Source organism: Luteimonas granuli, from assembly GCF_007795095.1.
Taxonomy (GTDB): domain Bacteria; phylum Pseudomonadota; class Gammaproteobacteria; order Xanthomonadales; family Xanthomonadaceae; genus Luteimonas; species Luteimonas granuli.
Genome location: NZ_CP042218.1, coordinates 1,924,987 through 1,950,547, shown reverse-complemented (window position 1 = coordinate 1,950,547; position 25,561 = coordinate 1,924,987). Strand labels below are relative to the sequence as shown.

Annotated in this window: 23 protein-coding genes and 3 pseudogenes; 11 read left to right on the top strand and 15 right to left on the bottom strand. The window is 71.7% G+C overall.

Annotation, left to right across the window (positions count from 1 at the left end; translation table 11 throughout):
• Position 1: 1 nt before the first annotated feature.
• The 5 genes from FPZ22_RS08945 to dusA form a co-directional block, all read right to left on the bottom strand.
• Positions 2–1,420, bottom strand: a complete 1,419-nt coding sequence (locus FPZ22_RS08945; RefSeq protein ID WP_246120678.1) for an ATP-binding protein — start codon at positions 1,418–1,420, stop codon at positions 2–4.
• A gap of 46 nt (positions 1,421–1,466) precedes the next feature.
• A complete protein-coding gene (locus tag FPZ22_RS08940) occupies positions 1,467–2,153 on the bottom strand; it encodes a response regulator transcription factor (RefSeq protein ID WP_144892276.1) in 687 nt (228 codons plus the stop codon).
• A gap of 70 nt (positions 2,154–2,223) precedes the next feature.
• Positions 2,224–2,571: a hypothetical protein gene (locus FPZ22_RS14095; RefSeq protein WP_246120677.1), complete on the bottom strand. Its 348-nt coding sequence runs from the start codon at positions 2,569–2,571 to the stop codon at positions 2,224–2,226.
• A 157-nt stretch (positions 2,572–2,728) separates the two neighbouring features.
• Positions 2,729–3,637 (bottom strand): arginine deiminase-related protein, encoded by a 909-nt coding sequence (locus FPZ22_RS08930; RefSeq protein ID WP_144892274.1) that lies wholly within the window; start codon positions 3,635–3,637, stop codon positions 2,729–2,731.
• Between the two features lie 32 nt (positions 3,638–3,669).
• Positions 3,670–4,704, bottom strand: coding sequence for a tRNA dihydrouridine(20/20a) synthase DusA (gene dusA / locus FPZ22_RS08925; RefSeq protein WP_144892272.1), 1,035 nt, complete (start codon positions 4,702–4,704; stop codon positions 3,670–3,672).
• Positions 4,705–4,816: 112 nt separating this feature from the next.
• Here dusA and FPZ22_RS08920 point away from each other — a divergent pair, with 112 nt between their 5' ends.
• Positions 4,817–5,020 (top strand): heavy-metal-associated domain-containing protein, encoded by a 204-nt coding sequence (locus FPZ22_RS08920; protein ID WP_144892270.1) that lies wholly within the window; start codon positions 4,817–4,819, stop codon positions 5,018–5,020.
• Between the two features lie 17 nt (positions 5,021–5,037).
• On the opposite strand, the gene cueR is transcribed toward FPZ22_RS08920, so the two are convergent.
• The 5 genes from cueR to FPZ22_RS08895 all read right to left on the bottom strand — a co-directional run bounded on the left by cueR (position 5,038) and on the right by FPZ22_RS08895 (position 9,573).
• Positions 5,038–5,454, bottom strand: a complete 417-nt coding sequence (gene cueR, locus FPZ22_RS08915) for a Cu(I)-responsive transcriptional regulator (RefSeq protein ID WP_144892268.1) — start codon at positions 5,452–5,454, stop codon at positions 5,038–5,040.
• A 34-nt stretch (positions 5,455–5,488) separates the two neighbouring features.
• A complete protein-coding gene (locus tag FPZ22_RS08910) occupies positions 5,489–7,747 on the bottom strand; it encodes a heavy metal translocating P-type ATPase (protein WP_144892266.1) in 2,259 nt (752 codons plus the stop codon).
• Positions 7,748–7,837: 90 nt separating this feature from the next.
• On the bottom strand, positions 7,838–8,371 hold the full coding sequence (locus FPZ22_RS13800) for a hypothetical protein (RefSeq protein WP_210412661.1): 534 nt from the start codon (positions 8,369–8,371) through the stop codon (positions 7,838–7,840).
• Between the two features lie 11 nt (positions 8,372–8,382).
• On the bottom strand, positions 8,383–8,811 hold the full coding sequence (locus FPZ22_RS08900) for a copper resistance protein NlpE N-terminal domain-containing protein (RefSeq protein WP_144892264.1): 429 nt from the start codon (positions 8,809–8,811) through the stop codon (positions 8,383–8,385).
• 48 nt (positions 8,812–8,859) lie between these two features.
• Positions 8,860–9,573: an HAD family hydrolase gene (locus FPZ22_RS08895; RefSeq protein ID WP_144892262.1), complete on the bottom strand. Its 714-nt coding sequence runs from the start codon at positions 9,571–9,573 to the stop codon at positions 8,860–8,862.
• A 127-nt stretch (positions 9,574–9,700) separates the two neighbouring features.
• On the opposite strand from FPZ22_RS08895, the gene FPZ22_RS08890 reads away from it, so the two are divergent.
• From FPZ22_RS08890 to FPZ22_RS08880, 3 genes are all read left to right on the top strand, one after another.
• Complete coding sequence (locus tag FPZ22_RS08890) at positions 9,701–10,915, top strand: PQQ-dependent sugar dehydrogenase (RefSeq protein WP_144892260.1); 1,215 nt, start codon at positions 9,701–9,703, stop codon at positions 10,913–10,915.
• Between the two features lie 61 nt (positions 10,916–10,976).
• On the top strand, positions 10,977–11,249 hold the full coding sequence (locus FPZ22_RS08885) for a hypothetical protein (RefSeq protein WP_144892258.1): 273 nt from the start codon (positions 10,977–10,979) through the stop codon (positions 11,247–11,249).
• Positions 11,250–11,361: 112 nt separating this feature from the next.
• Positions 11,362–13,296 carry a pyridoxal phosphate-dependent decarboxylase family protein gene (locus FPZ22_RS08880; RefSeq protein ID WP_144892256.1) on the top strand — a complete coding sequence of 645 codons (1,935 nt, stop codon included), beginning with the start codon at positions 11,362–11,364 and terminating at the stop codon, positions 13,294–13,296.
• A gap of 52 nt (positions 13,297–13,348) precedes the next feature.
• Here FPZ22_RS08880 and FPZ22_RS08875 read toward each other — a convergent pair.
• The 3 genes and pseudogenes from FPZ22_RS08875 to FPZ22_RS08865 form a co-directional block, all read right to left on the bottom strand.
• Positions 13,349–14,154, bottom strand: a pseudogene (locus tag FPZ22_RS08875) (TSCPD domain-containing protein).
• A gap of 71 nt (positions 14,155–14,225) precedes the next feature.
• Positions 14,226–14,816 carry a hypothetical protein gene (locus FPZ22_RS08870; RefSeq protein WP_144892254.1) on the bottom strand — a complete coding sequence of 197 codons (591 nt, stop codon included), beginning with the start codon at positions 14,814–14,816 and terminating at the stop codon, positions 14,226–14,228.
• Positions 14,817–14,875: 59 nt separating this feature from the next.
• Positions 14,876–17,036 (bottom strand): annotated as a pseudogene (locus FPZ22_RS08865) (adenosylcobalamin-dependent ribonucleoside-diphosphate reductase).
• A 458-nt stretch (positions 17,037–17,494) separates the two neighbouring features.
• On the opposite strand from FPZ22_RS08865, the gene FPZ22_RS08860 reads away from it, so the two are divergent.
• The 7 genes and pseudogenes from FPZ22_RS08860 to FPZ22_RS08830 all read left to right on the top strand — a co-directional run bounded on the left by FPZ22_RS08860 (position 17,495) and on the right by FPZ22_RS08830 (position 23,623).
• Complete coding sequence (locus FPZ22_RS08860; protein ID WP_144892252.1) at positions 17,495–18,946, top strand: trypsin-like peptidase domain-containing protein; 1,452 nt, start codon at positions 17,495–17,497, stop codon at positions 18,944–18,946.
• 28 nt (positions 18,947–18,974) lie between these two features.
• Positions 18,975–19,338: pseudogene (locus tag FPZ22_RS08855) on the top strand (hypothetical protein).
• Positions 19,335–19,874: a phage holin family protein gene (locus FPZ22_RS08850; RefSeq protein ID WP_425463041.1), complete on the top strand. Its 540-nt coding sequence runs from the start codon at positions 19,335–19,337 to the stop codon at positions 19,872–19,874. Before FPZ22_RS08855 ends, FPZ22_RS08850 begins: the two are co-directional and overlap by 4 nt.
• A gap of 10 nt (positions 19,875–19,884) precedes the next feature.
• Positions 19,885–20,355: a protein sip-5 gene (locus tag FPZ22_RS08845; RefSeq protein WP_144892250.1), complete on the top strand. Its 471-nt coding sequence runs from the start codon at positions 19,885–19,887 to the stop codon at positions 20,353–20,355.
• A 106-nt stretch (positions 20,356–20,461) separates the two neighbouring features.
• A complete protein-coding gene (locus FPZ22_RS08840) occupies positions 20,462–21,481 on the top strand; it encodes an AI-2E family transporter (protein WP_144894076.1) in 1,020 nt (339 codons plus the stop codon).
• 19 nt (positions 21,482–21,500) lie between these two features.
• Positions 21,501–22,247 carry an HAD family hydrolase gene (locus FPZ22_RS08835; RefSeq protein WP_144892248.1) on the top strand — a complete coding sequence of 249 codons (747 nt, stop codon included), beginning with the start codon at positions 21,501–21,503 and terminating at the stop codon, positions 22,245–22,247.
• Positions 22,244–23,623, top strand: a complete 1,380-nt coding sequence (locus FPZ22_RS08830) for a leucyl aminopeptidase family protein (protein ID WP_144892246.1) — start codon at positions 22,244–22,246, stop codon at positions 23,621–23,623. Before FPZ22_RS08835 ends, FPZ22_RS08830 begins: the two co-directional genes overlap by 4 nt.
• Positions 23,624–23,715: 92 nt before the next feature.
• On the opposite strand, the gene FPZ22_RS08825 is transcribed toward FPZ22_RS08830, so the two are convergent.
• Together FPZ22_RS08825 and FPZ22_RS08820 are read right to left on the bottom strand one after the other, a co-directional pair.
• Complete coding sequence (locus tag FPZ22_RS08825; protein ID WP_144892244.1) at positions 23,716–24,318, bottom strand: response regulator transcription factor; 603 nt, start codon at positions 24,316–24,318, stop codon at positions 23,716–23,718.
• Entirely contained in the window at positions 24,315–25,547 is a 1,233-nt protein-coding gene (locus FPZ22_RS08820) for a sensor histidine kinase (protein ID WP_144892242.1), read from the bottom strand. The genes FPZ22_RS08825 and FPZ22_RS08820 overlap by 4 nt, the downstream gene beginning before the upstream one ends.
• Between the last annotated feature and the right edge of the window lie 14 nt (positions 25,548–25,561).

The window sequence follows — 25,561 nt, the reverse complement described above, 5'->3', positions numbered from 1 at the left end:
GCTACAGCCCCGGAGGCAGCCGCACCAGGAAGCGCGCGCCACCGAGCTCCGGCGATGCGCCGACCTCGAGTTCGCCGCGGTAGCCGCGCACGATGTCCTGCACGATCGACAGCCCGATGCCATGGCCCTGCACGCGCTCGTCGCCTCGCACTCCGCGCTGCAGCACGTGTGCGATGCGCTCGGGCGGGATGCCCGGGCCGTCGTCGTCGACCGCGAGCACCAGCCCCGGCCGCCGCGGCGCGCACTCTCCGACTTCCGCGGTCAGCAGGACGCGCGAATGCGCCCACTTGAAGGCGTTCTCGAGCAGGTTGCCCAGCAGCTCCTGCAGGTCGCCGGGTTCGCCGTGGAAGCGCGCCGCGGGATCGATCTCGAACTCGCACACCGCGCCCTTGTCCGCGTAGATCTTCTCCAGGCCGCGCACGATCTGCTCGGCATGGGGCTCGATCTCGACCGGGGCGGCGAACAGGGCGTGCCCGGTCGAGGCCGCGCGCCCGAGCTGGTAGCCGACCAGTTCGTTCATGCGCTGCACCTGCGTCGCGACCTCCTCGCGCAACTCGGCCTCGGTGGCGTCGCTTTCCAGGCGCGTGCGGAGCACCGCCAGCGGCGTCTTCAGGCTGTGCGCAAGGTCGGCCATGGTGTTGCGCTGGTGTTCGAGGTTCTGGCGCTCGCTCTCGACGAGCGCGTTGATGCTCTCCGTGAGCGGCTCGAGCTCGCGCGGATGCAGTTCGCTCATGCGGTTGGCCTGGCCGGCCTGCACGCGCTTGAGCTCGGCCACCACGCGCCGCAGCGGCAGCAGGCTCCAGCGCAGCACCAGCGCCTGCACCAGCAGCAGCACCAGGCCGGCGATGCCGAGGTAGCCCCAGAGGGCGGCGCGGAACACGCGCACCTGCTGCGGCAGCGTGCCGGCGTCCTCCATGATGTAGATGGTGTACGGGAACTCGGCCTCGGGTCGCTGCTCGAGGTCCCACACAAAGCCCTTGCCGTAGCGCAGCACCTCGCCATAGGTGCCGTCGGCGCGGGTGATGGGCAGCGGCCCCTCGAACTTCTCCGCGCCGCCTTCCAGCAGTTCCGCCTCGGGCAGCTGCGGGCCACGCGTGGATTCCGAGGACCAGCCGCCTCCGGGCAGCACCACCTCGGCGTACAGGCCGCTTCCGGGGCGGTCGAAACGCTCGTCGGGCTGGGTGTAGGGCGGGATCAGGTTGCCGCCGCGATCGAACTCGATGTCACCGGCGTAGGCCGATGCATAGCTGCGGAGCCGGTCGCGCTGGAGCTGGCTGGCGACGTCGACGAAGGCGCGGTCCAGGGCGTAGCCGGCCGCGGCCAGGAAGGCCAGCAGACCCAGGCTCGCGGCCAGCAGCTGTCGCGCCTGCAGCGAGCGCGGCCGCCACCCCAGTGTCCGTTCCCTGCGCGCCTGCCCCACGCCGCCTCCACGCACGTCGGGCGCGCGCGCGGCGCGCCCTCCGGGCTCAGCCTTCGTTGCTGCGCGGGATCGCGAAGCGGTAGCCGCGGCCGCGCACGGTCTCGATGGGCTTCAGCGTGCCGTCCGGATCGAGCTTCTTGCGCAGCCGGCCGATGAAGACCTCGAGCACATTGGAGTCGCGATCGAAGTCCTGCTGGTAGATGTGCTCGGTCAGGTCGGCCTTCGAGACCAGCTCGCCGGCGTGCATCATCAGGTACTCGAGCACCTTGTACTCGTAGCTGGTGAGGTCGACGTTCTGGCCGTGCACGCTGACCGTCTGCGCGGCCAGGTCGAGCACCACCGCACCGCATTCCAGCGTCGGCTTGCTCCAGCCCGCGGCGCGGCGGACCAGCGCGTTGATCCGCGCCAGCAGCTCCTCGACGTGGAAGGGCTTCACCAGGTAGTCGTCGGCGCCCTGCTTGAGGCCATCCACCTTGTCCTGCCAGCTCGAGCGCGCGGTAAGGATCAGCACGGGGAACTGCTTGCCTTCGTCGCGCAGCGCCTTGACCAGCTCCATGCCCGACATCTTCGGCAGGCCGAGGTCGATGATGCCGACGTCGAAGGGCACCTCGCGGCCCATGTACAGGCCCTCTTCGCCGTCCTGCGCGGCGTCGACGGCGAAGCCCTCGCGCTTCAGGCGGGCGGCCAGGGTCTCCCGCAGCGGGGCTTCGTCTTCAACCAGCAGGATGCGCATCGATTTCTCCGGTATGTCCCGCGGCGGACGCGCCGCCGCCGGGAGTTGGATTGCTGACAGGGTGCCGCATTCAGTCGTCGTCGCCACGTGTAGGGCGCGGCGGGCGGCGTGAGGCGGGATCGTCCATGTAGACCCGCACCCGCCCGCGTTCGTCGACCACCTTGACGCGGTTGATGTCGCGACCGTCGAAGGGCACGCGCTCGGCGCTCAGCACCTGGCCGCCGGTGCGGCTCTGCACGCGGCGCACCGAGTCGGCGAGTGCGTCATGACGCGCCGCGCGCATGCGGGGAGCCTCGGCGGACTGCGCTCCAGGACCGTTGCCGCGGCCCTGGCGGCGGCCGTCGTCGGCATGCGCACCTGCCGCCAGCGTGAATGCGGCCGCAAGGCACAGTGCCGGCAGCAGTGGACGAGGGGTCATGACGGCCATTTCCGAAAGAATACAGAAAGTTACGAGCCCGGGCAGCCGGGATCGCGGAAGCAGTGGATGATTCTCGGAAGCAGGCGGTGAATTACCCCTTAACTTTTCCGGATGCGGTCCCGCCCCGTTCAGGCAGGCTGGTCCGGAGCGCCCTCCCTCAGAAGATCTCGGCCACGCAGCAGCGCAGTGAACCCCCCGCGGCTTCGATCGCATCCAGCGCCGGCGCCCGAAGTTCGAAGCCTGCCGCCGCCAGCGCCCCGCGGCCGCCCGGACACAGGGCCTTCGACGCGCGCTCGCTCATCCAGACGACGTCGCTCGACAGGCTGATGGCATTGCCCGCGAAGGCGGCCTGCTCCTCGACCGACAGTTCGATCGCATGCGGCGCGTACAGGCTCGCCACCGCCGCGGCCACCGCGGGGTCGGCGAAGCCGGCAGGACAGACCAGCGCGGCACGCCCCGCCAGCACGGCCAGGAGGACATTGGTGTGGTACTCGCCGGGCGCGAGGTCGAAGACCAGCGTGGCGCGCAGGCCGAGCGCCTCGTGCATCAGGCGTGCCCCTTCTTCATCGCAGCGCTCGGACAGCCCGCAGAAGCCGAGTCCGCGCGCGCGATCGATGACGAGGGCCCCGGTCAGCTCGCAGGGATGCGGCTGGGTGGACAGGTCGCGCACCGCATAGCCCAGCACGTCGCGGAAGAAGCCGCGGATGTCGGGCCGCTCGGCCTCCCGCCGGCGCACCGGATGACGCATGCGGCCGACCACCAGCACGCCCGGCGCGGTGGCGAAGACGTTGTTCGGGAACAGCGCGTCCGGCGCGTGCGGATCGCCCGGGAAACAGAGCGTCGGCACCACCGCCGACAGTGCCCGCTGCAGCTCGCGGTGCTGGGCCGAGGCGCGCGTTGCGTCGAAACCGGCCGATGCCATGTAGAGGTTGTCGGTGGCCGACTCTTCGGCCCGGCCGAAGCCATCCGGTGCGACCAGGAACGCGGCTCGCGCGGTGGCCGGACCGAAGTCCGGCGCGCAATCGCGCGCGAAGGCCAGGAAGGTTCCGATGTCGCGGGTCAGCATGGGAAGAGTCCTCGGCAAGGCATCCGCGCGGGTCACTCGGCCGTGGGCGCGGGCAACAGGGCGGTCAGGGAGATCGCCTCCTCCAGCAGCGCCCAGCCGGCGCCCGGCCGGTGCGCGCCTTCGCTCAGCACCTGGCGGAAGGCGCGGCCGCCGCGCTCGCCGTGGAACAGCCCGAGCAGGTGGCGGCTGATGTGCTTGAGCTGCGCTCCGCGCGCCAGCTGGTCTTCCACGTAGGGACGCATCGAGCGCAGCACGTCGGCGCGCGTGGACAGCTCGCCGCCGTACAAGGCCACGTCGAGCCGGTGCAGCAGCCAGGGGTCGTGGTAGGCGGCACGGCCGAGCATGGCGCCGTCGACATGGTCGAGGTGCGCGGTGGCCTCGGCCGCGTCCGCGATGCCACCGTTGACCACGACCGTGAGCCCCGGCCGGTCGCGCTTGAGCGCGTAGGCCCAGTCGTAGCGCAGCGGCGGGATCTCGCGGTTCTCCTTCGGCGACAGGCCCTTCAGCCAGGCGTTGCGGGCGTGGACGACGAACATGCCGCAGCCGGCGGACGCCACCGTGTCGACGAAGTCGAGGAAGCGGCCGTAGTCGTGGTCGTCGTCCACGCCCAGGCGGCACTTCACCGTCACCGGCACGTCGCATGCGGCGATCATCGCCGCGACGCTGTCGGCGACCAGCGCCGGCTCGCGCATCAGGCAGGCGCCGAAGCGGCCGGCCTGCACGCGGTCGGAAGGACAGCCGCAGTTGAGGTTGACCTCGTCGAATCCGTGGTCCGCGCCGATGCGCGCGGCCTCAGCCAGCAGCGCCGGCTCGCTGCCGCCGAGCTGCAGGGCCACGGGATGCTCGGAGGGATCCCTCGCCAGCAGCTTCGCCCGGTCGCCGTGGATCACCGCGTTGGCGTGGACCATCTCGGTATAGAGCCGCGCATGCGGCGCGAGCAGGCGGTGGAAGACGCGGCAGTGGCTGTCCGTCCAGTCCATCATCGGCGCGACGGAGAGGCGGATGGAGGCGGCGTAGGGCGACTCCACCGGGACGGGGTCGCCCGGTCGCGGATCGACGGGGGTCATGCGCACATTCTAGTCCGCCGTCCTGCCGGCAAAGGGTCGGCGCGGGCCTCGCCTTGACCTTGCCACCGTGGCAGGCCGCAGACTGGTGCCCTCATCCCCCAAGGAGACTCCCATGCGCTTCCATCTCGAAGACATGACCTGCGGCGGCTGCGTCCGCGGCGTGACCCTTGCGATCCACGCGGTGGATCCCGATGCCGTGATCGAGGCCGACCCGCCCACCCGCACCGTCGAGGTCACCTCGACCGCCACGCGCGAGGAGATCGAGGCCGCGCTGGTCGACGCCGGCTTTCCGCCGCAGCCGGCCCGGGATCCCTGACAGGCTGCGGGACGCGTTCACGGGGCGTCGCCAGCCAGGGGGGCTTCACCGTCCTCCAGCCCGGCGAGGATCGGGCAGTCCGGCCGGCTGTCGCCCGCGCAGCAGTCGGCCAGCGTGCGCAGCGTGTCCGCCATCTGCCGCAGCTTCGCGATCCGGCCTTCGAGGTCGTCGATGTGCGCCTGCGCCAGCCGCTTGACGTCCGCGCTGCGGCGCGAACGGTCGTCCCACAGGTCGAGGAGCTCGGCGATCTCGGCCACCTGGAAGCCGAGGTCGCGGGCGCGGCGGATGAAGCGCAGCCGGTGCACGTCCGAAGGGCCGTAGATGCGGTAGCCGCCCTCGCTGCGATCGGCCTCGGGAACGAGGCCGGCCTGTTCGTAGTAGCGGATCATCTTCGCCGACACGCCGGAGGCGCGTGCGGCCTCGCCGATGTTCATGCGCGGCCCGTCCCGCGCGGCGGATCCGCGCGCTTCATCCCGCCATCCCCGGCGGCCGGAACCGCCGCAGCCGCAGCGCGTTGCCGAGCACGAAGACGCTCGACAGCGACATCGCGCCAGCCGCCAGGATCGGCGACAGCAGGATGCCGAAGGCCGGGTACAGCACCCCCGCCGCGACCGGGATCAGCGCGGTGTTGTAGGCGAAGGCCCAGAACAGGTTCTGGCGGATGTTGCCGATGGTCGCCTTCGACAGCGCGATCGCGGTCGGCACGCCGTGCAGGCTGCCCGACATCAGCACCACGTCGGCCGCCTCCATCGCGATGTCGGTTCCCGTGCCGATGGCGATGCCGACGTCGGCCTCGGCCAGCGCCGGCGCGTCGTTGATGCCGTCGCCGACGAAGGCCAGGCGGCCGTGCGCCCCCTTGAGCCGGCGCACCGCCTCGACCTTGCCCTCGGGCAGCACCTCGGCGACCACTTCGTCGATGCCCAGGCGGTCGGCGATGGCCTGCGCGGTGCGGGCGTTGTCGCCCGTGATCATCGCGACCTTCAGGCCCAGCCCGTGCAGGGCCGCGATGGCGGCGGGGGTGTCGGGCTTGACGGGATCGGCGACCGCGATGATCGCCGCCAGACGGCCATCGATGGCCGCGTACAGGGGCGATTTTCCTTCCCTGCCCAGCCGTTCCGCGACGGGTGAGAAGCCGGCGACGTCGAGGCCGAGCGAGCGCATGTGGCGGTCGGCGCCGACCTCCACGCGACGGCCGTCGACCATCGCACGCACGCCCATGCCGGTGATCGATTCGAAGCCCCCGGGTCGCGGCACCTCGATGCCTTCGGCTTCGGCCGCATCGACGATCGCGCGCGCGATGGGATGCTCCGAGCTGGACTCCACCGCCGCCACCAGCCGCAGCACGTCGCCGCGCTCGAAGCCGTCCGCCACGTCCAGGTCGGTCAGCGCCGGGCGTCCCTCGGTGAGGGTGCCGGTCTTGTCCACCGCGACCACGCGCGCGTCCCTGAGCAGTTGCAGCGCCTCGCCCTTGCGGAACAGCACGCCGAGTTCGGCGCCGCGGCCGGTGCCGACCATGATCGAGGTCGGCGTGGCCAGGCCCATGGCGCAGGGGCAGGCGATGATCAGCACCGCCACCGCGTTGACCAGGCCGAAGGTGAGCGCGGGCTCGGGGCCGAGCAGCAGCCAGACGACGAAGGTCAGCAGCGCCGCGACCATCACCGCGGGTACGAACCACATCGTGACCCGGTCGACCATCGCCTGGATCGGGAGCTTGGAGCCCTGCGCCTGTTCGACCAGGCGGATGATCTGCGCCAGCACCGTCCGCCCGCCCACGGCGGTGGCCCGCAGAGTGAAGGCGCCCTTCTGGTTCACGGTGCCGCCGACGGCTTCGCTGCCGGGAGACTTCTCCACCGGCACCGGTTCGCCGGTGATCATCGATTCGTCCACCCAGCTGCGGCCGTCGATCACTTCGCCATCGACCGGCACGCGCTCGCCGGGGCGCACTTCGACCCGGTCGCCCACCGCGACCTCGGCGATCGGGATGTCGACTGCGCGGCCGTCGCGTACCACGCGGGCCACTGTCGCCTGCAGGCCCACCAGGCGCTTGATCGCCTCCGAAGTGCGGCCCTTGGCGCGGGCCTCGAGGTAGCGACCGAGCAGCACCAGCACCACGATCACCGCGGCGGCCTCGTAGTACACGTTGACGGTGCCGGCCGGCAGCAGGCCCGGCGCGAAGGTGGCGACCACCGAATAGGCCCAGGCCGCCAGGGTGCCGACCGCCACCAGCGAATTCATGTCCGGCGCCCCGCGCAGCAGCGCGGGGAAACCGGCGGCGTGGAAGCGGCGGCCCGGGAACAGCAGCACCAGGGTCGTGAGCACGAACTGCAGCAACCAGCTGCGCTGCATGCCGATGTGCTGGGTCACCCAATCGTGCATCGCCGGCACCAGGTGCGTGCCCATCTCGAGGACGAATACCGGCAGCGCCAGCGCGGCGGCCAGCAGCACGTCGCGGCCGAGCGCCATGCGTTCGGCCTCGCGCCGGGCGGCGCCCTCGTCTTCGCCCACGGGGGCGGCGCGGTCGATGGGGGTGGCGCGGTAGCCGGCCTTGCCGATCGCCTCGACCAGGGCCTGCGCCGGCACGGCGCCCTGGACCGTCGCGCGCTCGGTCGCGAGATTGACGCTGGCGCCCGAGACTCCCGGCACCGCCTGCAGCGCCCGCTCCACGCGGCCGACGCAGGAAGCGCAGCTCATGCCTTCGACCGCGAGTTCGATGTCCCGATGCGCCATCGCCCGGCCATCCTTCAAGGAGAGAAACCGGTGACAAGCCTAGACCTTCCCATCATGGGAAGGTCAAGCCCGCCCGACCGCCGCTCCGGTTCAGCCTCCGGGCAGGGGCCGCCCCCAGCGCGCGTAGCTCTGGCCGATGCCCGCACGCAGGCGCCGCGCGCGCTCGTCGCCGGGCTCGACGCCGAAACGGCGCGCCACCGCCTCCCAGCCCTGGTCACCGTCCGCCTGCCAGCCCTCGATCACTCCGCGGCAGGGCCGCCCGGTCACCCTGGCCAGGGCGCAGGCGTAGTAGAGGTCGCCGCCGGGAGTGCCCTTGCCGAGCAGCTCCTCCATGAGCGGCCGCGGCGCGTCGAAATAACGCACCAGTTCGTCGACGAAGGCGTCGGGGAAACGTTGCGCGTACAGGTTGATGTCCGCAAGCCGGGCATCGACCACGGCGTCGCCGGTGCGCGGCGCCCAGGGTGCCGGCCGGCCCTGGCCCTGGCCCTGGCCCTGGTCCGGATCCTGGTCCCTGGCCTGGCCCGCGACCGGCACCGGGCCGGCGGCCTGGTCCCGCACCGGGGCGGCGATGGAGGCCGGCAGCCACAGCAGGCCGGCGAGCAGCAGGGACAGGCGGGGAATCATGGGGTCTCCATTCACGGGTGATGGCCCGCGGGCAGCAGCAGATCGTGTTCGCGGCCGGGATAGGTGCGCCCGCGCGGATCGCGCACCTGCAGCGCGCCCCCTTGCACCAGCCCGTAGCGGCGCACTCCGCCGCCGGCCGCCTCGAGGTCCAGCAGCCCGTCGTCGAGGCTCCATCGACCGGATTCCTCGAAGCTCATGTCCCCGTCCACGGCCACGTACACCTCCATCAGCTCGTACACGCGCTCGTCGCCGCGGCGCTCGAGCAGCAACCGGGTGTCGATCGCCTCGCAGTCCGCGCAGGGCAGGCTGCCGCGCCATTCCAGCACGCTCCCGGCCGCGTCCATGTCCGGGTGCGCGCCGTCCGCATCCTGGCCGCGCCCGCAGCCGGCGGCGAGTGCGGCCAGCAGCAGTGCGAGCGCGATGACAGGGAGGCGGGGCATCGCCCGATTGTGCCGCAGCCGGGCGTGATGCACATGGCCGCGGGCGGATCAGGCGGCCGCCACCGAACGCAGTGCGGCGGGCAGCTCCGCCGCGGACTCCAGCGTGCGCAGGCGCGTGCCATCGGCGGCGCTGACCACCGCCTCGCGCTCGTGTTCCCAGGTCAGGTGGTAGGGCAGATGCATGCCCCAGCCGCCGATCTCCAGCACCGGCGCGATGTCGGAACGCAGCGAGTTGCCCACCATCACGAATTCCGACGGGGCGATCGCGAACTCTTCCAGCAGCCGGCGGTAGGTCGGCACGTCCTTCTCGCTGACGATCTCGATGCGCCTGAACAGGGACGACATCCCCGAATCGCGCACCTTCGCCTCCTGGTGGAACAGGTCGCCCTTGGTGATCATCACCACCGGCAGCTCGGCGGCCACGGCCTCGACCGCCTCGCGCACGCCGGGCAGCAGCTCCACCGGGTGACGCAACATGTCCTTCGCGAGGCTGACGATGCGGTGCACGTCGGCGGCGCTGATGCGGCCACCGGTGATGTCGATCGCGGCCTCGATCATCGACAGTGCCATGCCCTTCACGCCATAGCCGAACACGGCGAGGTTGGCCTTCTCCACCGCGTACAGGCGCTCGGCGGTGCGGGCATCTCCATTGACGTAAGCGGCGATGATGCCTTCGAAATCGCGCTGCGCCCGGTCGAAATAGTCCTGGCTGCGCCAGAGGGTGTCGTCGGCGTCGAAGCCGACCATCTTGATACTGGCCATCGGGCGATTATCCGGGAAACGGCACGGCGGCGGCATCGCTTCCGCGGCTGTGCGGGTCCTGCCTGCCAGGGCGTGCGCACGGCCGCCGCCTGCCGGATACTGGCGGCTGCCCTGTCCGGAGACCACGATGAAACTGCATGCCCTTGCCGCCGCTTCCGCGCTTGCCCTGGCCGCCACCGCCTGTGGCGCGCGTCCGGGGGTCGACCCGGCAGCGGAAGCTCCAGCCGCAGGAGGCTCCACCGTGAGCATCGCAGCCAACGGCGACGCCTCCACGGCCGACGGTCGCCCCTTCGAAGTCGATGTCATCGCCGTGTTCGAAGAGCCCTGGGCGATGGCCTTCCTTCCCGACGGCCGCCTTCTGGTGACCGAGAAGAAGGGCCGGCTGCAGCTGGTCGACGTCGAAAGCGGCGCCACCCGCGAGGTGTCCGGCGTGCCTGCGGTCGCCTACGGCGGCCAGGGCGGCCTCGGCGACGTCCTTCCGCATCCGCGTTTCGCCGAGAACGGCCTAGTCTACCTCAGCTATGCCGAAGCCGGCGAAAACGACACCCGCGGCGCGGCGCTGGCGCGCGCCAGGCTCGTGCCGGACGAGGCCGGTGGCGGGCGCCTGGAAGGCCTGGAAGTGATCTGGCGCCAGGTGCCCAAGGTCAACGGCCGCGGCCACTACGGCCATCGCATCGCCTTCGACGACGAGGGCCGGCTGTGGCTGAGTTCGAGCGAGAGGCAGAAGTTCGACCCCGCCCAGGACATGACTTCGAACATGGGCAAGATCCTGCGTCTCGAGGACGACGGCCGCCCCGCCGCGGGCAACCCCTTCGAGGCCGATGGCGGCGTGGCCGCCGAGGTGTGGTCGCTGGGCCACCGCAACGTGCTCGGCATGGCCTTCGACGCCGAGGGGCGGCTGTGGGAGGTGGAGATGGGCCCCGCCGGCGGCGACGAGCTCAACCTGGTGGAACGGGGCGGCAACTACGGCTATCCGATCGTGTCCGAAGGCGACCACTACGATGGCCGCTCGATCCCGGACCATGCGACGCGCCCCGAGTTCATCGCGCCGACGATCAGCTGGACGCCGGTGATCTCGCCCTCGAGCCTGGTGATCTACGACGGCGAGGTGTTCCCGGAATGGAAGGGCGATGCGTTCGTCGGCGGTCTGTCCTCGCGGTCGCTGGTGCGGATCGAGTTCGACGGCACGGCGGCGCGCGAGGCCGAGCGCTTCGACATGGGACACCGCATCCGCGCGGTCCGACAGGGCCCGGAGGGCGGCCTGTGGCTGCTGGAGGACGGCGGCGGCGAGGGCGGGCAGGGCCGTCTGCTGAAGCTCGTCCCGCCAGCGGCCGAGGGGTGATGTTCATGGGCGATGCATCCGTCGGCAGGCACATTCACTCGTTTTATCCCGAAGCACCGCGATGACCGGCTCCCCGTCCGCCACCCCCACCGATCCCGTGCTCGAACAGGCCATCGCCGAACTCGAGGACGAGATGGCGGACCTGCAGCTCAGGCACCGGGACCTGTTCGCCCATGCCAACGCCTGGGCCGAGCGGCACGACGCGATCATGCGGCTGGCTCCGGCGGGCCTGCGCGACGAGACCGAGGCGCGACTGCGCCGCATCGCCATCCGCTGGGGCCTGGCCGACGGCCCGCGCATGACCACGCAGTTCCCGGCCCTGCCGCCGGGCTGAGCGTCGCGTCGCGCGAGATCCGGCGTACGCCCCGCACTTGATCCCGCTCAAGGCGGGGTCCGCGACGGGACGCCAAGCTGGGCGCTCCAGTCACGGCCGCGGGGCCGCCGCCATGAACCAGCCTGCCCTTTACCCCTGCTTCCTCGGTCCCTACGGCGAGAACGACCAGCTGCTCGAATCGCTCGTGGTCGAGTTCCTGCGCGATCACGTCTACTGGCGGCGCAATCTGCATCCCGAGGACCTGCCGGCGATCCCCACCGGCGCCAACCGGCGCCCCGACTACATCGAGTTCGAGTCGCGCCTGCGGCGCGAACTCCACCTGCTGTCGGCGGCGCTCAAGCGCAGCGTGCCCTTCCACAGCCCGCGCTACCTCGGACACATGGTCAGCGACCTGCTGATCCCGGGGCTGGCGGCGCAGATGCTGGCCCTGCCCTACAACCCCAACAACGTCAGCGCCGACGCCGCGCCCATCACCATCGACCTGGAGCTCAAGGCCGGGCTGCAGCTGGCGGCCATGCTCGGCTGGCCGGCCGATCCGGCGCACGACGACTGCGCCTTCGGCCACCTCACTTCGGGCGGGACCCTGGCCAACCTGCAGGGCCTGCGCCTGGCGCTGGCGCTGAAGGCCTTCCCGGTGGCACTGCGCGCGGCCGGCGTGCCCCTGCCCGGCGTGCCCGACGAGGACTGGGAGGCGTTCAACACCGGTCCCGCCGTCGCCACCGCCCTGTTCGCCGCCTGGTGCGACTGGCGCGACGCGCTCGCACCGCGGGAGCGACAAGGATGGCAACGCCGGGTGGACGCACAGCGCATCGAAACCCTGGGCCTGTCCGACTTCCTCGACCGCCATCCACAGCTCTCCACGCCCTGCGTCTTCGCACCTGCCACCGCCCACTATTCCTGGAGCAAGGGCATGAAGATGCTGGGCCTCGGGCGCGCCCAGCTGGCCCTGATCCCCGGCCAGGCCATGCGCCTGGACGTGGACGCGCTGCAGGAGGCGCTCGACGACTGCCTGCGCCTGCGGCAGCCGGTGCTGATGGCGGTCGGCGTGCTAGGCAGCACCGAGTTCGGAACCATCGACCCGCTCGACCGCCTCGCCGACGCGCGTGACGGCATGCAGGCGCGGGGGCTCGGCTTCTCGCTGCACCTGGACGCGGCCTGGGGCGGCTACCTGGCGTCGCTGTTCCGCAATGCCGACGGCGGGCTGCGCACACGCGACGAGGTCGGCGCCGGCTTCCGCGAGTTCCCGCGGCCCGAGGTGCACCGCGCCTTCGCCGCGATCCCGCGCATGGACTCGGTCACCATCGACCCGCACAAGCTGGGCTACCTGCCCTACGGCTCGGGCGCCTTCCTGTGCCGCGACCAGCGCGCGATCGGCCTGCTGGCCGAGGACGCCGACTATGTCTTCGACGGCGCACCGGCCACGGACTTCTTCCAGCGCCACCGCCAGCTCGGCCGCTACATCCCGGAAGGCTCGAAGCCCGGCGCGAACGCGGCGGCGGTCTACGTCACCCACCGCGTGCTGCCGCTCGACCACGGGAACTTCGGCCGCCTGCAGGCGCAGGGCATCCTGGCCGCCGAAGCGTTCATGGACGAGGCCCGCGGCTTCATCGCGCGCATCGCGCCGCTGGCCACGGTGGCGGTGCCGTTCGCGCCCGACTGCAACCTGGTCTGCCTGGCGATGAATCCACAGGGCAACCGCGACGTGGCGCGGATGAACCGTTTCATGCGCGGCCTGCACGACGCGCTGCGCGCCAGCCCGGAACAGCCGCTGCAGCGCGGCGAATATTTCGGCTCGATGACCACGCTGCGCCCGGAGGCCATGGGCGCGGAGGACACCGCGCGCGTGCTCGCCGCGCTGGGACTGGAGGCGGACGCGCTCGACGACGGCGGCGAGGACCGCGACCGCATCGTGGTCCTGCGACACACCCTGATGAACCCCTTCCTGCTCGATGCAGGCGGCGCCGGCGGCGGCTATCTGCGCGGGTACTTCGACTACCTGGAGCGGCTGGTGGGCGCGGCGCTGGCGCAGGAAGCGCGGGCGGCCTGAGCCGCCCGCGCTGGAGCGGAGTACTACGCTGCGAGCTGGCTCGCGGCGGTCCTCATCCGCACTTCGAATAGCCGCAGTTCAGGCAGGTCGCGCATCCATCCATGATCACCACGGCCTTGGTGCTGCACTTGTGGCACATGGTGGCCGAGGGCGGGAAGCTGGTGCCTTCGCCGGTCACCGCGACGTCCTCGCCGCTGCGGTCGGCGCCCTGGTCGGCGAGCAGTGCCCCCACCGGACCGGCGTCGGCCGCGGCTACGCCGGCGTCACTGTTTTTTTCGAGCGGGCTTCGTACTGGCGGCGCTTCTCGTCGATCAGCGCGCGCTGCGCCGGGCTCAGCTCCGGGTCGTGGATCATGCCGATCGACTTCAGGTGTTCCTCGACGATCGCGCCGAGCTCGGCCACCAGCGAGGGCATGTACACGCCGCCGGCCTTGAAGTAGCCGCCGCGCGGGTCGAACACCGCCTTCATCTCCTCGACCAGGAAGGTCACGTCGCCGCCCTTGCGGAACACGGCCGACATGATCCGGGTGAGCGCGACGATCCACTGGAAGTGCTCCATCGACTTGGAGTTGACGAAGATCTCGAACGGGCGCCGCGACTCGTGCTCGGTGCCGGCATTGAGCACGATGTCGTTGATGGTCACGTACATGGCGTGCTCCACCAGCGGCGACTTGATCTTGTAGGTGCTGCCGATCAGCACCTCGGGGCGCTCGATGCGCTCGTGCATCTGGATGACTTCAGCCTTCGGGCGCCCCGGGGCAGCCTGCTGGGCGCTGTCCGCGGCCGGCGCGGGCGCGGGCCTGTCGCCTTCGGTGGCGACGGAGTAACCGGTGATTTTCTTCTCGATCCTGACGGCCATGACGCGTTTTCCTGGTGTTCGTGGGTGCCCGGCCTCCCCCTGTCCGCGGGGCGGGGAGGCCGGGCCGGTTGCTAGTTTCCGGCGGGCTTGCGCGGCGCCGCCCTGCGGGCGGTCGACTTCGCGCCGGCCGCCTTTCCTGCCGGGGCCTTCTTCGTGGCGACCTTCTTCGCGGCGACCTTCTTCACCGGCGCCTTCTTCGCGGTCGCCTTCTTCGCCGCGGACGTCCTGACGACGGCCTTCTTCGACACCGTCTTCTTCGCCACCGATGGCCGGGTGCCGGCCTTCTTCGCCACCGCCTTCTTCGCGGTGGCCTTCTTCGCGGCCTTTTTGGCGACCTTCTTCGCCGCGCGCTTGCGCTTGAGCGCGGCGGCTTCGGCCCGGGCGCTGGCGCTGGTGGCGGCCAGGGTTTCCTTGGCCCCCGCGACGCGCTTCGCCACGGCCTTCTTCGCCTTGCCTACGGCCTTCTTCGCCCTGCCCGCCACCTTTTTCGCCTTGACGGCGGTCTTCGCCACCGCCTTCCCGGTGTCGCCGGCGGCCTGCTTCGCCTGCTTCACCGCGGTGGACGCACGCCTGGACACCGCGCCACCAACCGCCTTTGCCGTGTCGGCCACTGCCTCGACGGCCGTGCCGAGGGTCGCCGCGACCCCATTGCCGTTGCTCATCGTTGGTCCCTCGTCGTCATGGTCGCGGGCGGGGCGCCCGCAGGCGGAATGTAGCGCGCTCAGAACTTGCCGTAGTAGCCCTCCTTCAGGGCGTCGAACAGGTTGGCGGCGGTGTGGGTCTCGCCGTCGTACTCGATCTCCTCGTTGCCCTTGACCTCCACCGTGCTGCCGTCCTCGAGCTCGAAGCGGTAGGTGGTGTTGGCGAGGTCGGAGTCCTTCACCAGCACGCCCTGGAACGCGGCCGGGTTGAAGCGGAAGGTGGTGCAGCCCTTCAGCCCCTGCGCGTGGGCGTACATGTAGATGTCCTTGAAGTCCTCGTACGGATAGTCGGTCGGGACGTTGGCGGTCTTGGAGATCGAGGAGTCGACCCACTTCTGCGCCGCGGCCTGGACGTCGACGTGCTCCTTCGGCGTGATGTCGTCGGCGCTGATGAAGTAGTCGGGCAGTGCCGTGGCCGGGTCGTCGCTGAACGGCATCGCGCCGGCGTTGACCAGGTGGCGGTAGGCCAGCAGCTCGAAGGAGAACACGTCCACCTTCTCCTTCGACTTCCTGCCCTCGCGGATCACGTTGCGGCTGTAGTGGTGCGCGAACGAAGGCTCGATGCCGTTCGAGGCGTTGTTGGCCAGCGACAGGCTGATGGTGCCGGTGGGCGCGATCGAACTGTGGTGGGTGAAGCGCGCACCGTGCTCGGCGAGCTGCTCGACCAGCTCCGGGGCGACCCCGGCGATCTGCTGCATGTAGCGCGAGTAGCGCGCGTGCAGCACCTTGCCGGGGATCTCCTGGCCGGGCTTCCAGCCGTCGGCGGCCATCTCCGGACGCTTGCGAAGCATCTCGGCCGTGACCGTGAAGCGCTCTTCCATGATCGGCGCCGGGCCCTTTTCCCGGGCCAGGGCAAGGCCGGTTTCCCAGCCGGCGACGGCCATGTCGCGGGCGATGCGCTCGGTGAACTCGCAGCTCTCCTTCGAACCGTACTTCATCCGCAGCATGGTCATGGTGCTGCCCAGGCCGAGGAAGCCCATGCCGTGCCGGCGCTTGCGCATGATCTCGTCGCGCTGCTGCTGCAGCGGCAGTCCGTTGACCTCGACCACGTTGTCGAGCATGCGCGTGAACACGCGCACGACCTCCTTGTATTCCTCCCAGTCGAACTCGGCGCGGTCGGTGAACGGGTCGCGCACGAACTTGGTCAGGTTGATCGAACCCAGCAGGCAGGCGCCGTAGGGCGGCAGCGGCTGCTCGCCGCAGGGATTGGTGGCGCGGATGTTCTCGCACCACCAGTTGTTGTTCATTTCGTTGACGCGGTCGATGAGGATGGAAGCCCGGCTCGGCGTAGTCGTACGTCGAGACCATGATCATGTCCCAGAGATGCCGGGCCTTGACCTTGCCGTACACACGGCAGGCCACCAGGCCGTCGTCGCGCACCACGTAGCCCTCGTGCTGCGGCCACTCGCGCCACACCACCTGCGCCGGGTCGGCCAGGTCGACGCCGTCCACCTCCTTGTCGGCGCAGGGGAACACCAGCGGCCAGTCGGCGTCGGCCTTGACCGCTTCCATGAAGCCGTCGGTGATCAGCAGGCTGAGGTTGAACTGGCGCAGGCGCCCGTCCTCGCGCTTGGCGCGGATGAAGTCGCGCACGTCGGGGTGGCTGACGTCGAAGGTGCCCATCTGCGCGCCGCGGCGACCGCCGGCCGAAGACACCGTGAAGCACATCCTGTCGTAGATGTCCATGAAGGACATCGGGCCCGAGGTGTAGGCGCCGGCGCCGGCGACGAAGGCGCCGCGCGGCCGCAGGGTGCTGAACTCGTAGCCGATGCCGCAGCCGGCCTTCAGCGTCAGCCCGGCCTCGTGGACCTTCTGCAGGATGCCGTCCATCGAATCCTCGATGGTGCCCGACACGGTGCAGTTGATGGTGCTGGTGGCCGGCTTGTGCTCGAGCGCGCCGGCATTGGAGGTGATGCGGCCGGCCGGGATCGCGCCGCGGCGCAGCGCCCACAGGAAGCGCTCGTTCCAGTAGCGCCGCGCCTCGGCCGTCGGCTCGGCGTCGGCCAGGGCGCGCGCGACGCGCTGGCAGGTGCCGTCGATATCGGCGTCCAGCGCTTCGCCCTGCTTGGTCTTCAGCCGGTACTTCTTGTCCCAGATGTCGACCGACGCAGGCTGCATCGGGATTTCCCGCTCGGTGCCAGCCATCGTGTTCCTCACAGCCTCCAGGCGAACCGTGCTCATGCTGCTTCCATCTCCTTGATCCTGCCCGGCCGCGCGCGAACCGGTTGTTGTCTGTCCTGGTGCCGGCGCGGGCCCTGGGGCATCCGCACCGACGGCAAAGCCCGGCCGCGCGCCCGCGCACGTCGCGACCTTGCCTCCGTCTGGTCTGTGTCGCCGATCACCCCCGGCCTGCGCCGGAGACACCCGCGGCGCCGGGTGCCTTGAATGGTCCAATCCCCACCATTTGGGCCATTTCCACTTTACCCACCCAAGATGTAGTGGAAAGCGGACGTTGACGCTACGCGCGGCCCGGAGCGATGTCAACCGGCCTCGACGCATGCGCAGGCACTGTGCCGGTTCCGGTTCCCGTTCGGGTTCCGGTTGCTAGGATGAATGGCCGGCCGGTGGGCGCGCGGCGCCGTTCGCACCGGTCCGGCTTCACGTATCAGCCACCGCGGAAACGGGATAAACGATCGGACATGCGCGCCTCCACCCGCACCACCCTCCTCGCCCTCGTCGCGGCCGCCGCCTTCGGCGGTTTCTCAGCGACGCTCATCCGGGACGCCCTGGAGGCGCCTGCCCGCGCCGAACCGGTGCCGGCGGTGTCCGTGCCGATGGCCGCGTCCCTCCCGGTCACCGTGGACGGCCAGGCGCTGCCCTCGCTCGCCCCGATGCTGCGCCGAGTCACCCCGGCGGTCGTCAGCGTGCACTCCAGGCAGCGGGTGCGCATCAACAACCCGTTTGCGGGCGACCCCTTCTTCCGGCGCATGTTTCCCGACATCCCCGAGGAACGCATCAACGAGTCCCTGGGCTCCGGCGTGATCGTGGACGCGACCCGTGGCTACGTGCTCACCAACCACCACGTGATCGAGGGCGCCGACGAGGTCTCGGTGACGCTGGCCGACGGCCGCACCCTGTCCGCGGAGTTCGTCGGCTCCGACGCGGACACCGACGTCGCGCTGATGCGCATCCCGGTCCCGGACAGCGGCGCGCCGCTGCAGGCGATCGCGCTGGCAGACAGCAGCACGCTGCAGGTGGGCGACTTCGTGGTCGCGGTGGGCAATCCGTTCGGCGTCGGGCAGACCGTGACCTCGGGCATCGTGTCCGCGGTCGGTCGTGCCAACGTGCCCGGGGTGGGCTACCAGAACTTCATCCAGACCGACGCCAGCATCAATCCCGGCAACTCCGGCGGCGCCCTGGTCAACCTGCGCGGCGAGCTGGTCGGCATCAACACCGCGAGCTTCAATCCGCGCGGCAGCATGGCCGGCAACATCGGCCTGGGCTTCGCCATTCCCGCCAACCTGGCGCGCAACGTGATGCAGCAGCTGGCGTCCACCGGCGAAGTGCGTCGCGGCTCCCTCGGCATCGACACCCAGGACCTCGACGACCGCCTGGCGGCCACCCTTGGCCTGGCCGCCGGCACGCGCGGTGCCGTGGTCACGCGCGTGCACGCCGATTCCGCGGGTGCGGCCGCCGGCCTGCGGCCGGGCGACGTGATCGTGGCCGCCAACGGAGAGCGCATCGCCGACGGCGAATCGCTGCGCAACTTCCAGGGCCTGCAGGCGCCCGATGCGCGCATCACCCTCGACCTGCGCCGCGACGGCCGCGCGATGCAGATCCAGGCCACCCTGCGCGAGCAGCCGCGCACGCTCGCCGGGCAGCAGCTGGATCCGCGCCTGGCCGGCGCCAGCCTGGCCGAGCTGCCCGAGGCCCTGCGCCGCGGCGGAGTCTCGGGCGTGCTGGTGGAAGCCGTCGAACCGTCCAGCCGCGCCGCACGCGGCGGCCTGCGCGCTGGCGACATCGTGCTGGGCGCGGGCAACACGCGCGCCGCCGACCTCGCCGCGCTGCGCGCGGCGCTGTCCGATCCGCCCCGCCGGCTGGTGCTGCACATCCAGCGCGGGCGCGGCCAGGGCAGCCTGGTTCTGGAATGATCCGCCCCGCCCCCCGAAGGAGACCGTGATGAGCCCGACCCATACCGACAACCTGAAAGCCAACCTGTCCCAGGCCGGCGGCCACCTGGAAGCAGGCCGCCGCCGATACCGCCGACGCCGTTCGTGGCGCCGCGGCGGCCGCGGGCGAAGAGATGCGGCTGGGCCGCGCCAACCTGAAGGCCGACCTGGCCGATACCGCACACGCCGGCCTGTCCGCGCTGGAAGAAGCCGCAGGCGCCGGCAGCGAACAGGTCGACGTGCTGCTCGACAAGGGCCGCGACCTGATCGACAGCGCCGCCGACCTGATCCGTGAGCGCCCGATCGCCTCGTTCGGCGTGGCCTTCGCGGCGGGCTGGATCATCGCCAGGCTGGCCCGCGGCAGCGACCGCTGAGCGTGCAGGGTCAGCCGCCCACCGAAGCGGACGCGTCGCCGGGCGTCGCCGAAACGGTCCGCGAGCTGCGCGACAGCGGCCTGGCGGGCCTGGGCGCGGCGCGCGAAGCCGCGGGCGCGCTGCGCACCCTGGTCAGCGCCGACCTCTCGCTGGCGCGCAGCGCCGCCGGACGCGCCGTGGTGCTCGCCTGCGTGGCGGTGGTCTTCGGGGCTTCGGCCTGGCTCCTGCTGATGACCGCGCTGGTGGTCGTGCTGAGCATCCGGGCCGGACTGCCCTGGTCGGTGTCGCTCGCCATCTGCGGTGGCGCGAGTGCCCTGGCCGCATGGCTGGCGCTGCACCGCGCCACGGCCTCCTTCGAACACACCCGGATGAAGGCGACGCGGCGACAGCTGGCCCGCCTGGGCATCGGCGAGCTGGCGGACTTCATGCCGGGCCCGGGCTCGGCGGAAAGCGCCCACAGCGCCGAAGAGCGGGCGAAGCCGCGCGGCGAAGGCGTGCCGGGGGACTCCACCGCCGCGGGCGTGACCCCGCCATGAGAGTCGACGCATGAGCTTCGAAGAACTCCAGGCGAAGGTGGCGCGGGCCGAGGCCGCGCTGGAGGCGCGCGAACGCGAGACCGCTGCCGACTTCCGCGTGTTCGGCGGGATCTGGCGCGATGGATGGACCCCGCCACGCATCATCGTGGCCGGCCTGGCCGGCGGCTTCCTCATGGGCTGGCTGCGCCCCGGGAGGACCATCGCCGGAGCGGAGCCGGCGCGCTGGCTGCAGCTGATGGGCAGCATCGCGGGACTCGTCGGCTCCGTGCAGGCGGCGTTCGCCGCCGGCCAGGCGCAGGAGGCGGCCGCGGACGCCGGTGATGCCGCCCGCGCTCCCGGTGCCACTGTCGGCCAGGCCCCTGCGGCCGCGACGGCCGCGAGGCCCCCGGCCGCCGCGGACCGCGCCCGCCGGCAGGATCCCGCCTGGGACGCGCCTCCCCGCCCCGCCGAAGCGGCGACCGAACTGTCGGAACACCGCTGAGGCCCCGTCGGTCCATGGCGACCACCGGACCCCCGCCCCCGATGGCGTGGACGCCCCCGCCGCAGACGGGCCCGCCCCTGGACAGCGACCGCGTGCCTCGCTGGCCATGCTGGTGCTGGCGGTGCTCGCGGTCGGCTACACGCTGTGGGCGGCCCAGGGCGTGATCCTGCCCGTGCTGCTGGCGATGTTCTTCGCCCTGGTCGGCAACCCGGTGATCCGCGCGCTGCGCCGGCTGCACCTGCCCCGCTTCCTCGCCGCGCTGCTGGTGCTGTCCGTGGGCATCGCCGGCACCGCGATGCTGGGCAAGCAGCTGCTGGCGCCGGCGGTGGACTGGATGCAGGAGGCGCCGCGGCAGATGCGCCAGCTCGGCCGGGAACTGGGCAGGCTCGCCGAACCGGTGCGACAGGCCAACCGCGCCGCGGAGGACATCGCCCGCCAGGCCAGCGGCGAGGGCGACGGCGGGGTCGAGGTGGTCCGCACCCAGGTCGACGACCCCTATGCCGCCCTGGCCACGGCGCCGCGGGTGGCGGGCGGCATCCTCGCAGTGGTGCTGCTGACGTTCTTCTTCATGGTCTTCGGCGAGGACCTGCAGAAGCGCGCCATCGCCTTGCTGCCGACCCGCCAGCGGCAGCGGGTCACCGTGGAGATCATGCAGTCGATCGAGCGCGACCTCTCGCGCTACGTATTCACGATCACCCTGATCAACGTCGGCGTGGGCGTGCTGCTGGCGGCCATCCTGCACTGGGGCCTGGGCCTGGACCTGCCGGAGGCGCTGCTCTGGGGCACGATCGCGACCCTGCTCAACTTCGCGCCCTACGTGGGCCCGGCGATCGGCGTCACCGCGATGCTGCTGATGGGCTTCGTGACCTGGGACGGGGTCGGGCCCGCGCTGCTCCCCGCTGCGATCTACCTCGGCCTGCACACGCTCGAGGGCCAGCTGGTCACGCCGCTGGTGCTGGGCCAGCGCATGCAGCTTTCGCCGCTGGTGCTGATCCTTGCCCTGCTGGTGTTCGGCTGGCTGTGGGGCATCGTCGGGCTGCTGCTGGCGGTCCCCCTGCTGGTCTGCGTCAAGCGTGTGCTGGCGCGCATCGAGGGCCTGGAAGGCTGGGCGCGGCTGCTGGAGTAGCGCGCCGTACAATGAGCGCATGGCTTTCACCGTCCGCGCCATCACCCTCGACCTCGACGACACCGTGTGGCCGTTCGCCCCGATCGGCGCGCGCATCGAGCGCGTGCTCGACGCGTGGATGCGCACCCACAGCCCGGCGACCGCGGACATGTTCCCCGTGGAGGCGATGCGCGCGCTGCGCGCGCGCGTGAGCGCCGAAAACCCGGCGCTGGCGCACGACATGTCGGCGCTGCGGCGGCTGACCCTGGAAGCGGCGCTGCGCGAGAGCGGCGGCGACGTGGCTCTGGTGGACGCCGCCTACGACGCCTTCTTCGCCGAGCGCAACCGGGTCGAGTGCTATCCGGACGCGATCCACGCGCTCGAGCGCATCAGTGCCCGGCTGCCGGTTGCGGCGCTCAGCAACGGCAACGCCGATCTCGCGCGCATCGGGCTGGACCATCTGTTCACCGTGCAGCTCAGCGCCTGCAGCTTCGGCGCCGCCAAACCCGATCCCGCCATCTTCCTTGCCGCCTGCACGCGGCTGGACGTGCCGCCGGCGCAGGTGCTGCACGTCGGCGACCATCCCGAGGCGGACGTCGCGGGCGCCGCGCGCGCGGGCCTGCGCAGCTGCTGGATCAATCGCGCCGGCGACGACGGCCGCCGCGCGGAATGGCGCCACGCCGAGGTCGTGCCCGACCTCCACTTCGATTCCCTGGCCGCATTGGCCGACTGGCTCGACGCGGCGCCCGCCGCGCCGGGCGACCGCCTCCGGAGTTCCCGCGCATGAAGCTTCCCGCCTGTTACCTCGCTGCCGCCGACGCCGGGCAGACGCGGCCGCTGCACATCGTCGACCGCGACGGGTACGCCGCCTGGCGCACCGCGCAGCCCGCCCGCGTCGTGGCCTGGCTGGACGCGCACGGCTTCGACGCCGCGCCTGCCAGCAGCCTGGTGCTGCCCGGCGACGACGGCGGCCCGGGAGCCGCCGTGCTCGGCGTCGGCGACCGGCTGGATCCCTGCGCGTATGCGCACGCGCCGCGCGCACTGGCCGCCGGTGACTGGTCGCCCGCAGGCGACCCGGCCGCGGACACACTGCGCGCGCTGCAGCTCGGCTGGGGCCTGGGCAGCTACACCTTCGACCGCTACCGCACGCCGAAGCCGCCGCGCGCGCGGCTGGTGCTGTCCGAAGCCGACCCCGAGACCGTCGACCTGCTCGCCGCCACCGCGCGCGTCCGCGACCTGGTCAACACGCCCACCCAGGACATGGGTCCGGAACAGCTCGAGGACGTCGCGGGCGACATCGCCCGGGCGCACGGGGCCGAGTTCGTCGCGATCACCGGCGGCGTCCTGCTGGAGCGCAATTTCCCCGCGATCCACGCCGTGGGCCGCGCCTCGCACCGCGCGCCGCGCCTGCTGGTGCTGCGCTGGGGCGACGCCGCGCACCCGCACGTGGCCATCGTCGGCAAGGGCGTGTGCTTCGATACCGGCGGCCTGGACCTCAAGCCCGCCGACGGCATGCGCAACATGAAGAAGGACATGGGCGGCGCCGCGCACGCGATTGCGCTCGCGGAACTGGTGATGGCGCGGAAGCTGCCGCTGCGCATCACCCTGCTGGTGCCGGCGGTGGAGAACGCGATCGGTCCCGAGGCCTTCCGCCCCGGCGAGGTCATCTCCACCCGCACCGGCGTCAGTGTCGAAATCGACAACACCGACGCCGAGGGCCGGGTGATCCTCGGCGACGCGCTGGCCTACGCCGCCGAGCACACGCCGGACTTCATCCTCGACTTCGCCACCCTCACCGGCGCCGCGCGCATCGCACTCGGCCCGGACCTGCCGGCGCTCTTCAGCAACGATGATGCGCTGGCGCAAGCATGGCTGGACGCCGGCATGGAGGTGCGCGACCCGCTGTGGCGGATGCCGCTGTGGCGGCCGTACCTGCGCTACCTGACCAGCAAGGTCGCCGACCTCGCCAACGCCGGATCGAAGATGGCCGGCAGCGTCACCGCGGCGCTGTACCTGGAGCGCTTCGTGCCCGAGGGCCTGCCCTGGGCGCACCTGGACACCTATGCCTGGAACGACACCGACCGCCCCGGCCGTCCGGCCGGCGGCGAGGCCCTGGGCCTGCGCGCCGCGTACGCGATGCTGAAGGCCCGCGCCGGCCGCTGACCGCCCCCGCAACCCTGCAGGAGCGGCTACAGCCGCGAATGGACCGGCGCAGGGTCGGCTATCGCGGCTATGGCCGCTCCTGCAAGCCGTTCCTACAGCCAGCCTTTCTGCCGGGCCAGGCGCGCGGCCTCGATGCGGTTGCCGACGCCGAGCTTGCCGATGGCTTCCGACAGATAGTTGCGCACGGTGCCCTGCGAGAGATTCAGCGCGACGGCGATGTCGCCGGAGGAGCGGCCTTCGCCGGCCAGGCGCAGCACCTGGCGTTCGCGTTCGTTGAGCGGATCGGCGTCCGACCAGGCTTCGAGCGCCAGCTGCGGATCGATCGCGCGGCCGCCGCCGTGCACCGTGCGCAGCGCGCCCGCGAGCTGCTCGACAGGCGCGTCCTTCAGCAGGTAGCCCAGCACCCCCGCGTCGAGCGCGCGGCGCAGGTAGCCGGCGCGGGCGAAGGTGGTGACGATGACCACCTTCGTCGCCAGGCCGTGGCGCTGGATGCGCTGCGCGAGCTCGAGGCCGGTCAGGCCGGGCATCTCGATGTCGGTGACCAGAAGATCCGGGGTGGCGCGCTGCAGTTCCCGCCATGCTTCTTCACCGTCGCCGGCCACGCCCACGACTTCGATGTCCCGCTCCATGCCCAGCAGCGCTGCCAGCGCGCCACGCAGCATGGCCTGGTCTTCGGCAAGGACGATGCGGATCATCGGGCTGCCGCCGCCGGTGGATCGCCATCGGCTCCCGCGATGCCATCGTCCGGGTCGCCATCCAGCGGCAGCCAGGCCTCGACCACGGTGCCCCGGCCAGGGTCGGACTCCACCGCCAGCCGCCCGCCGAGTGATTCCACGCGTTCGCGCATGCCGACCAGGCCGTTTCCGGGTGCGATCGTTCCACCTCGACCGTCGTCGCTGACGCGCAGCACCACGCATCCCTCACCGCTGCGCAGCGCCACCTCGGCGCTGGCGGCGCCGGCATGCCGCTGGATGTTGGTGACCGCTTCGCGCACGACCAGTGCCAGCGCCGTCTCGACCTCCGCCGGCAACGCACCGCCGCCCGGCCCGCCCTCTTCCCAGTCGTGCCGCAGGACCACGCCCTCGCACTCCAGCAGCAGCTTCGCGGAGGCCAGCTCGGCGGCGATGCCCGCGGCGCGGATGCCGCTGACCGCCGACCGCACCTGCGCCAACGCATCGCGCGCGACCCGGCTGACGGCGTCGATCTCGCAGCGCGCGGCAGCGGGATCGCGCTCCACCAGGCGCGCGGCAAGGTCCGACTTCAGCGCCACCAGAGACAGCGTGTGCCCGAGCAGGTCGTGCAGGTCGCGTCCGATGCGCTCGCGCTCGGCAAGCCCGGCGAGCCTGCGCACTTCGTCATGCGACAGCCGGAGCGCGGCATCCTTGCGCTGGGCGACGTGGTCGGCGTGGACCAGCAGGGCGACCGTCATGGTCACCATCGGCAGCCACACCACCGCCTGCCACGGATAGCCGATCGCCAGCGCCAGCCCCATGAACACCGCGACCAGCGCGGCCAGAACCAGCATGTAGTCGCGCAGCGAAGCGCTGCGCCAGGTCCGCAGCATCACGCAGCCGAAGATGAAGTAGCTCATCCCCGACGGGTACCACGGCAGGAGCATCATGCCCAGCGCGACCATCGCCAGCGCATGGCGGGGCGCGACGCGCTGCGGGCGCAGCAGTGCCATGGCATACAGCCAGAGGAACAGGGGATACGACGCCAGTGTCAGCAGCAGCCATCGGAGGCTGTGGCCCGCCGGCGTGAACAGCGGGGTGATGAACACCCAGGCCGACCAGATCAGGTGCACCCATTCCACCCACTGCGGTCGACCCTGGCGCAGGGTCGCCGCCATCAGCGAATCCGGCGCCGGCGCGAACCACGCGCGCCAGCCCGGCTTCGCCCTGCCTGGAGTACCTTCCTGCAGCATGGCGCGATGATGCA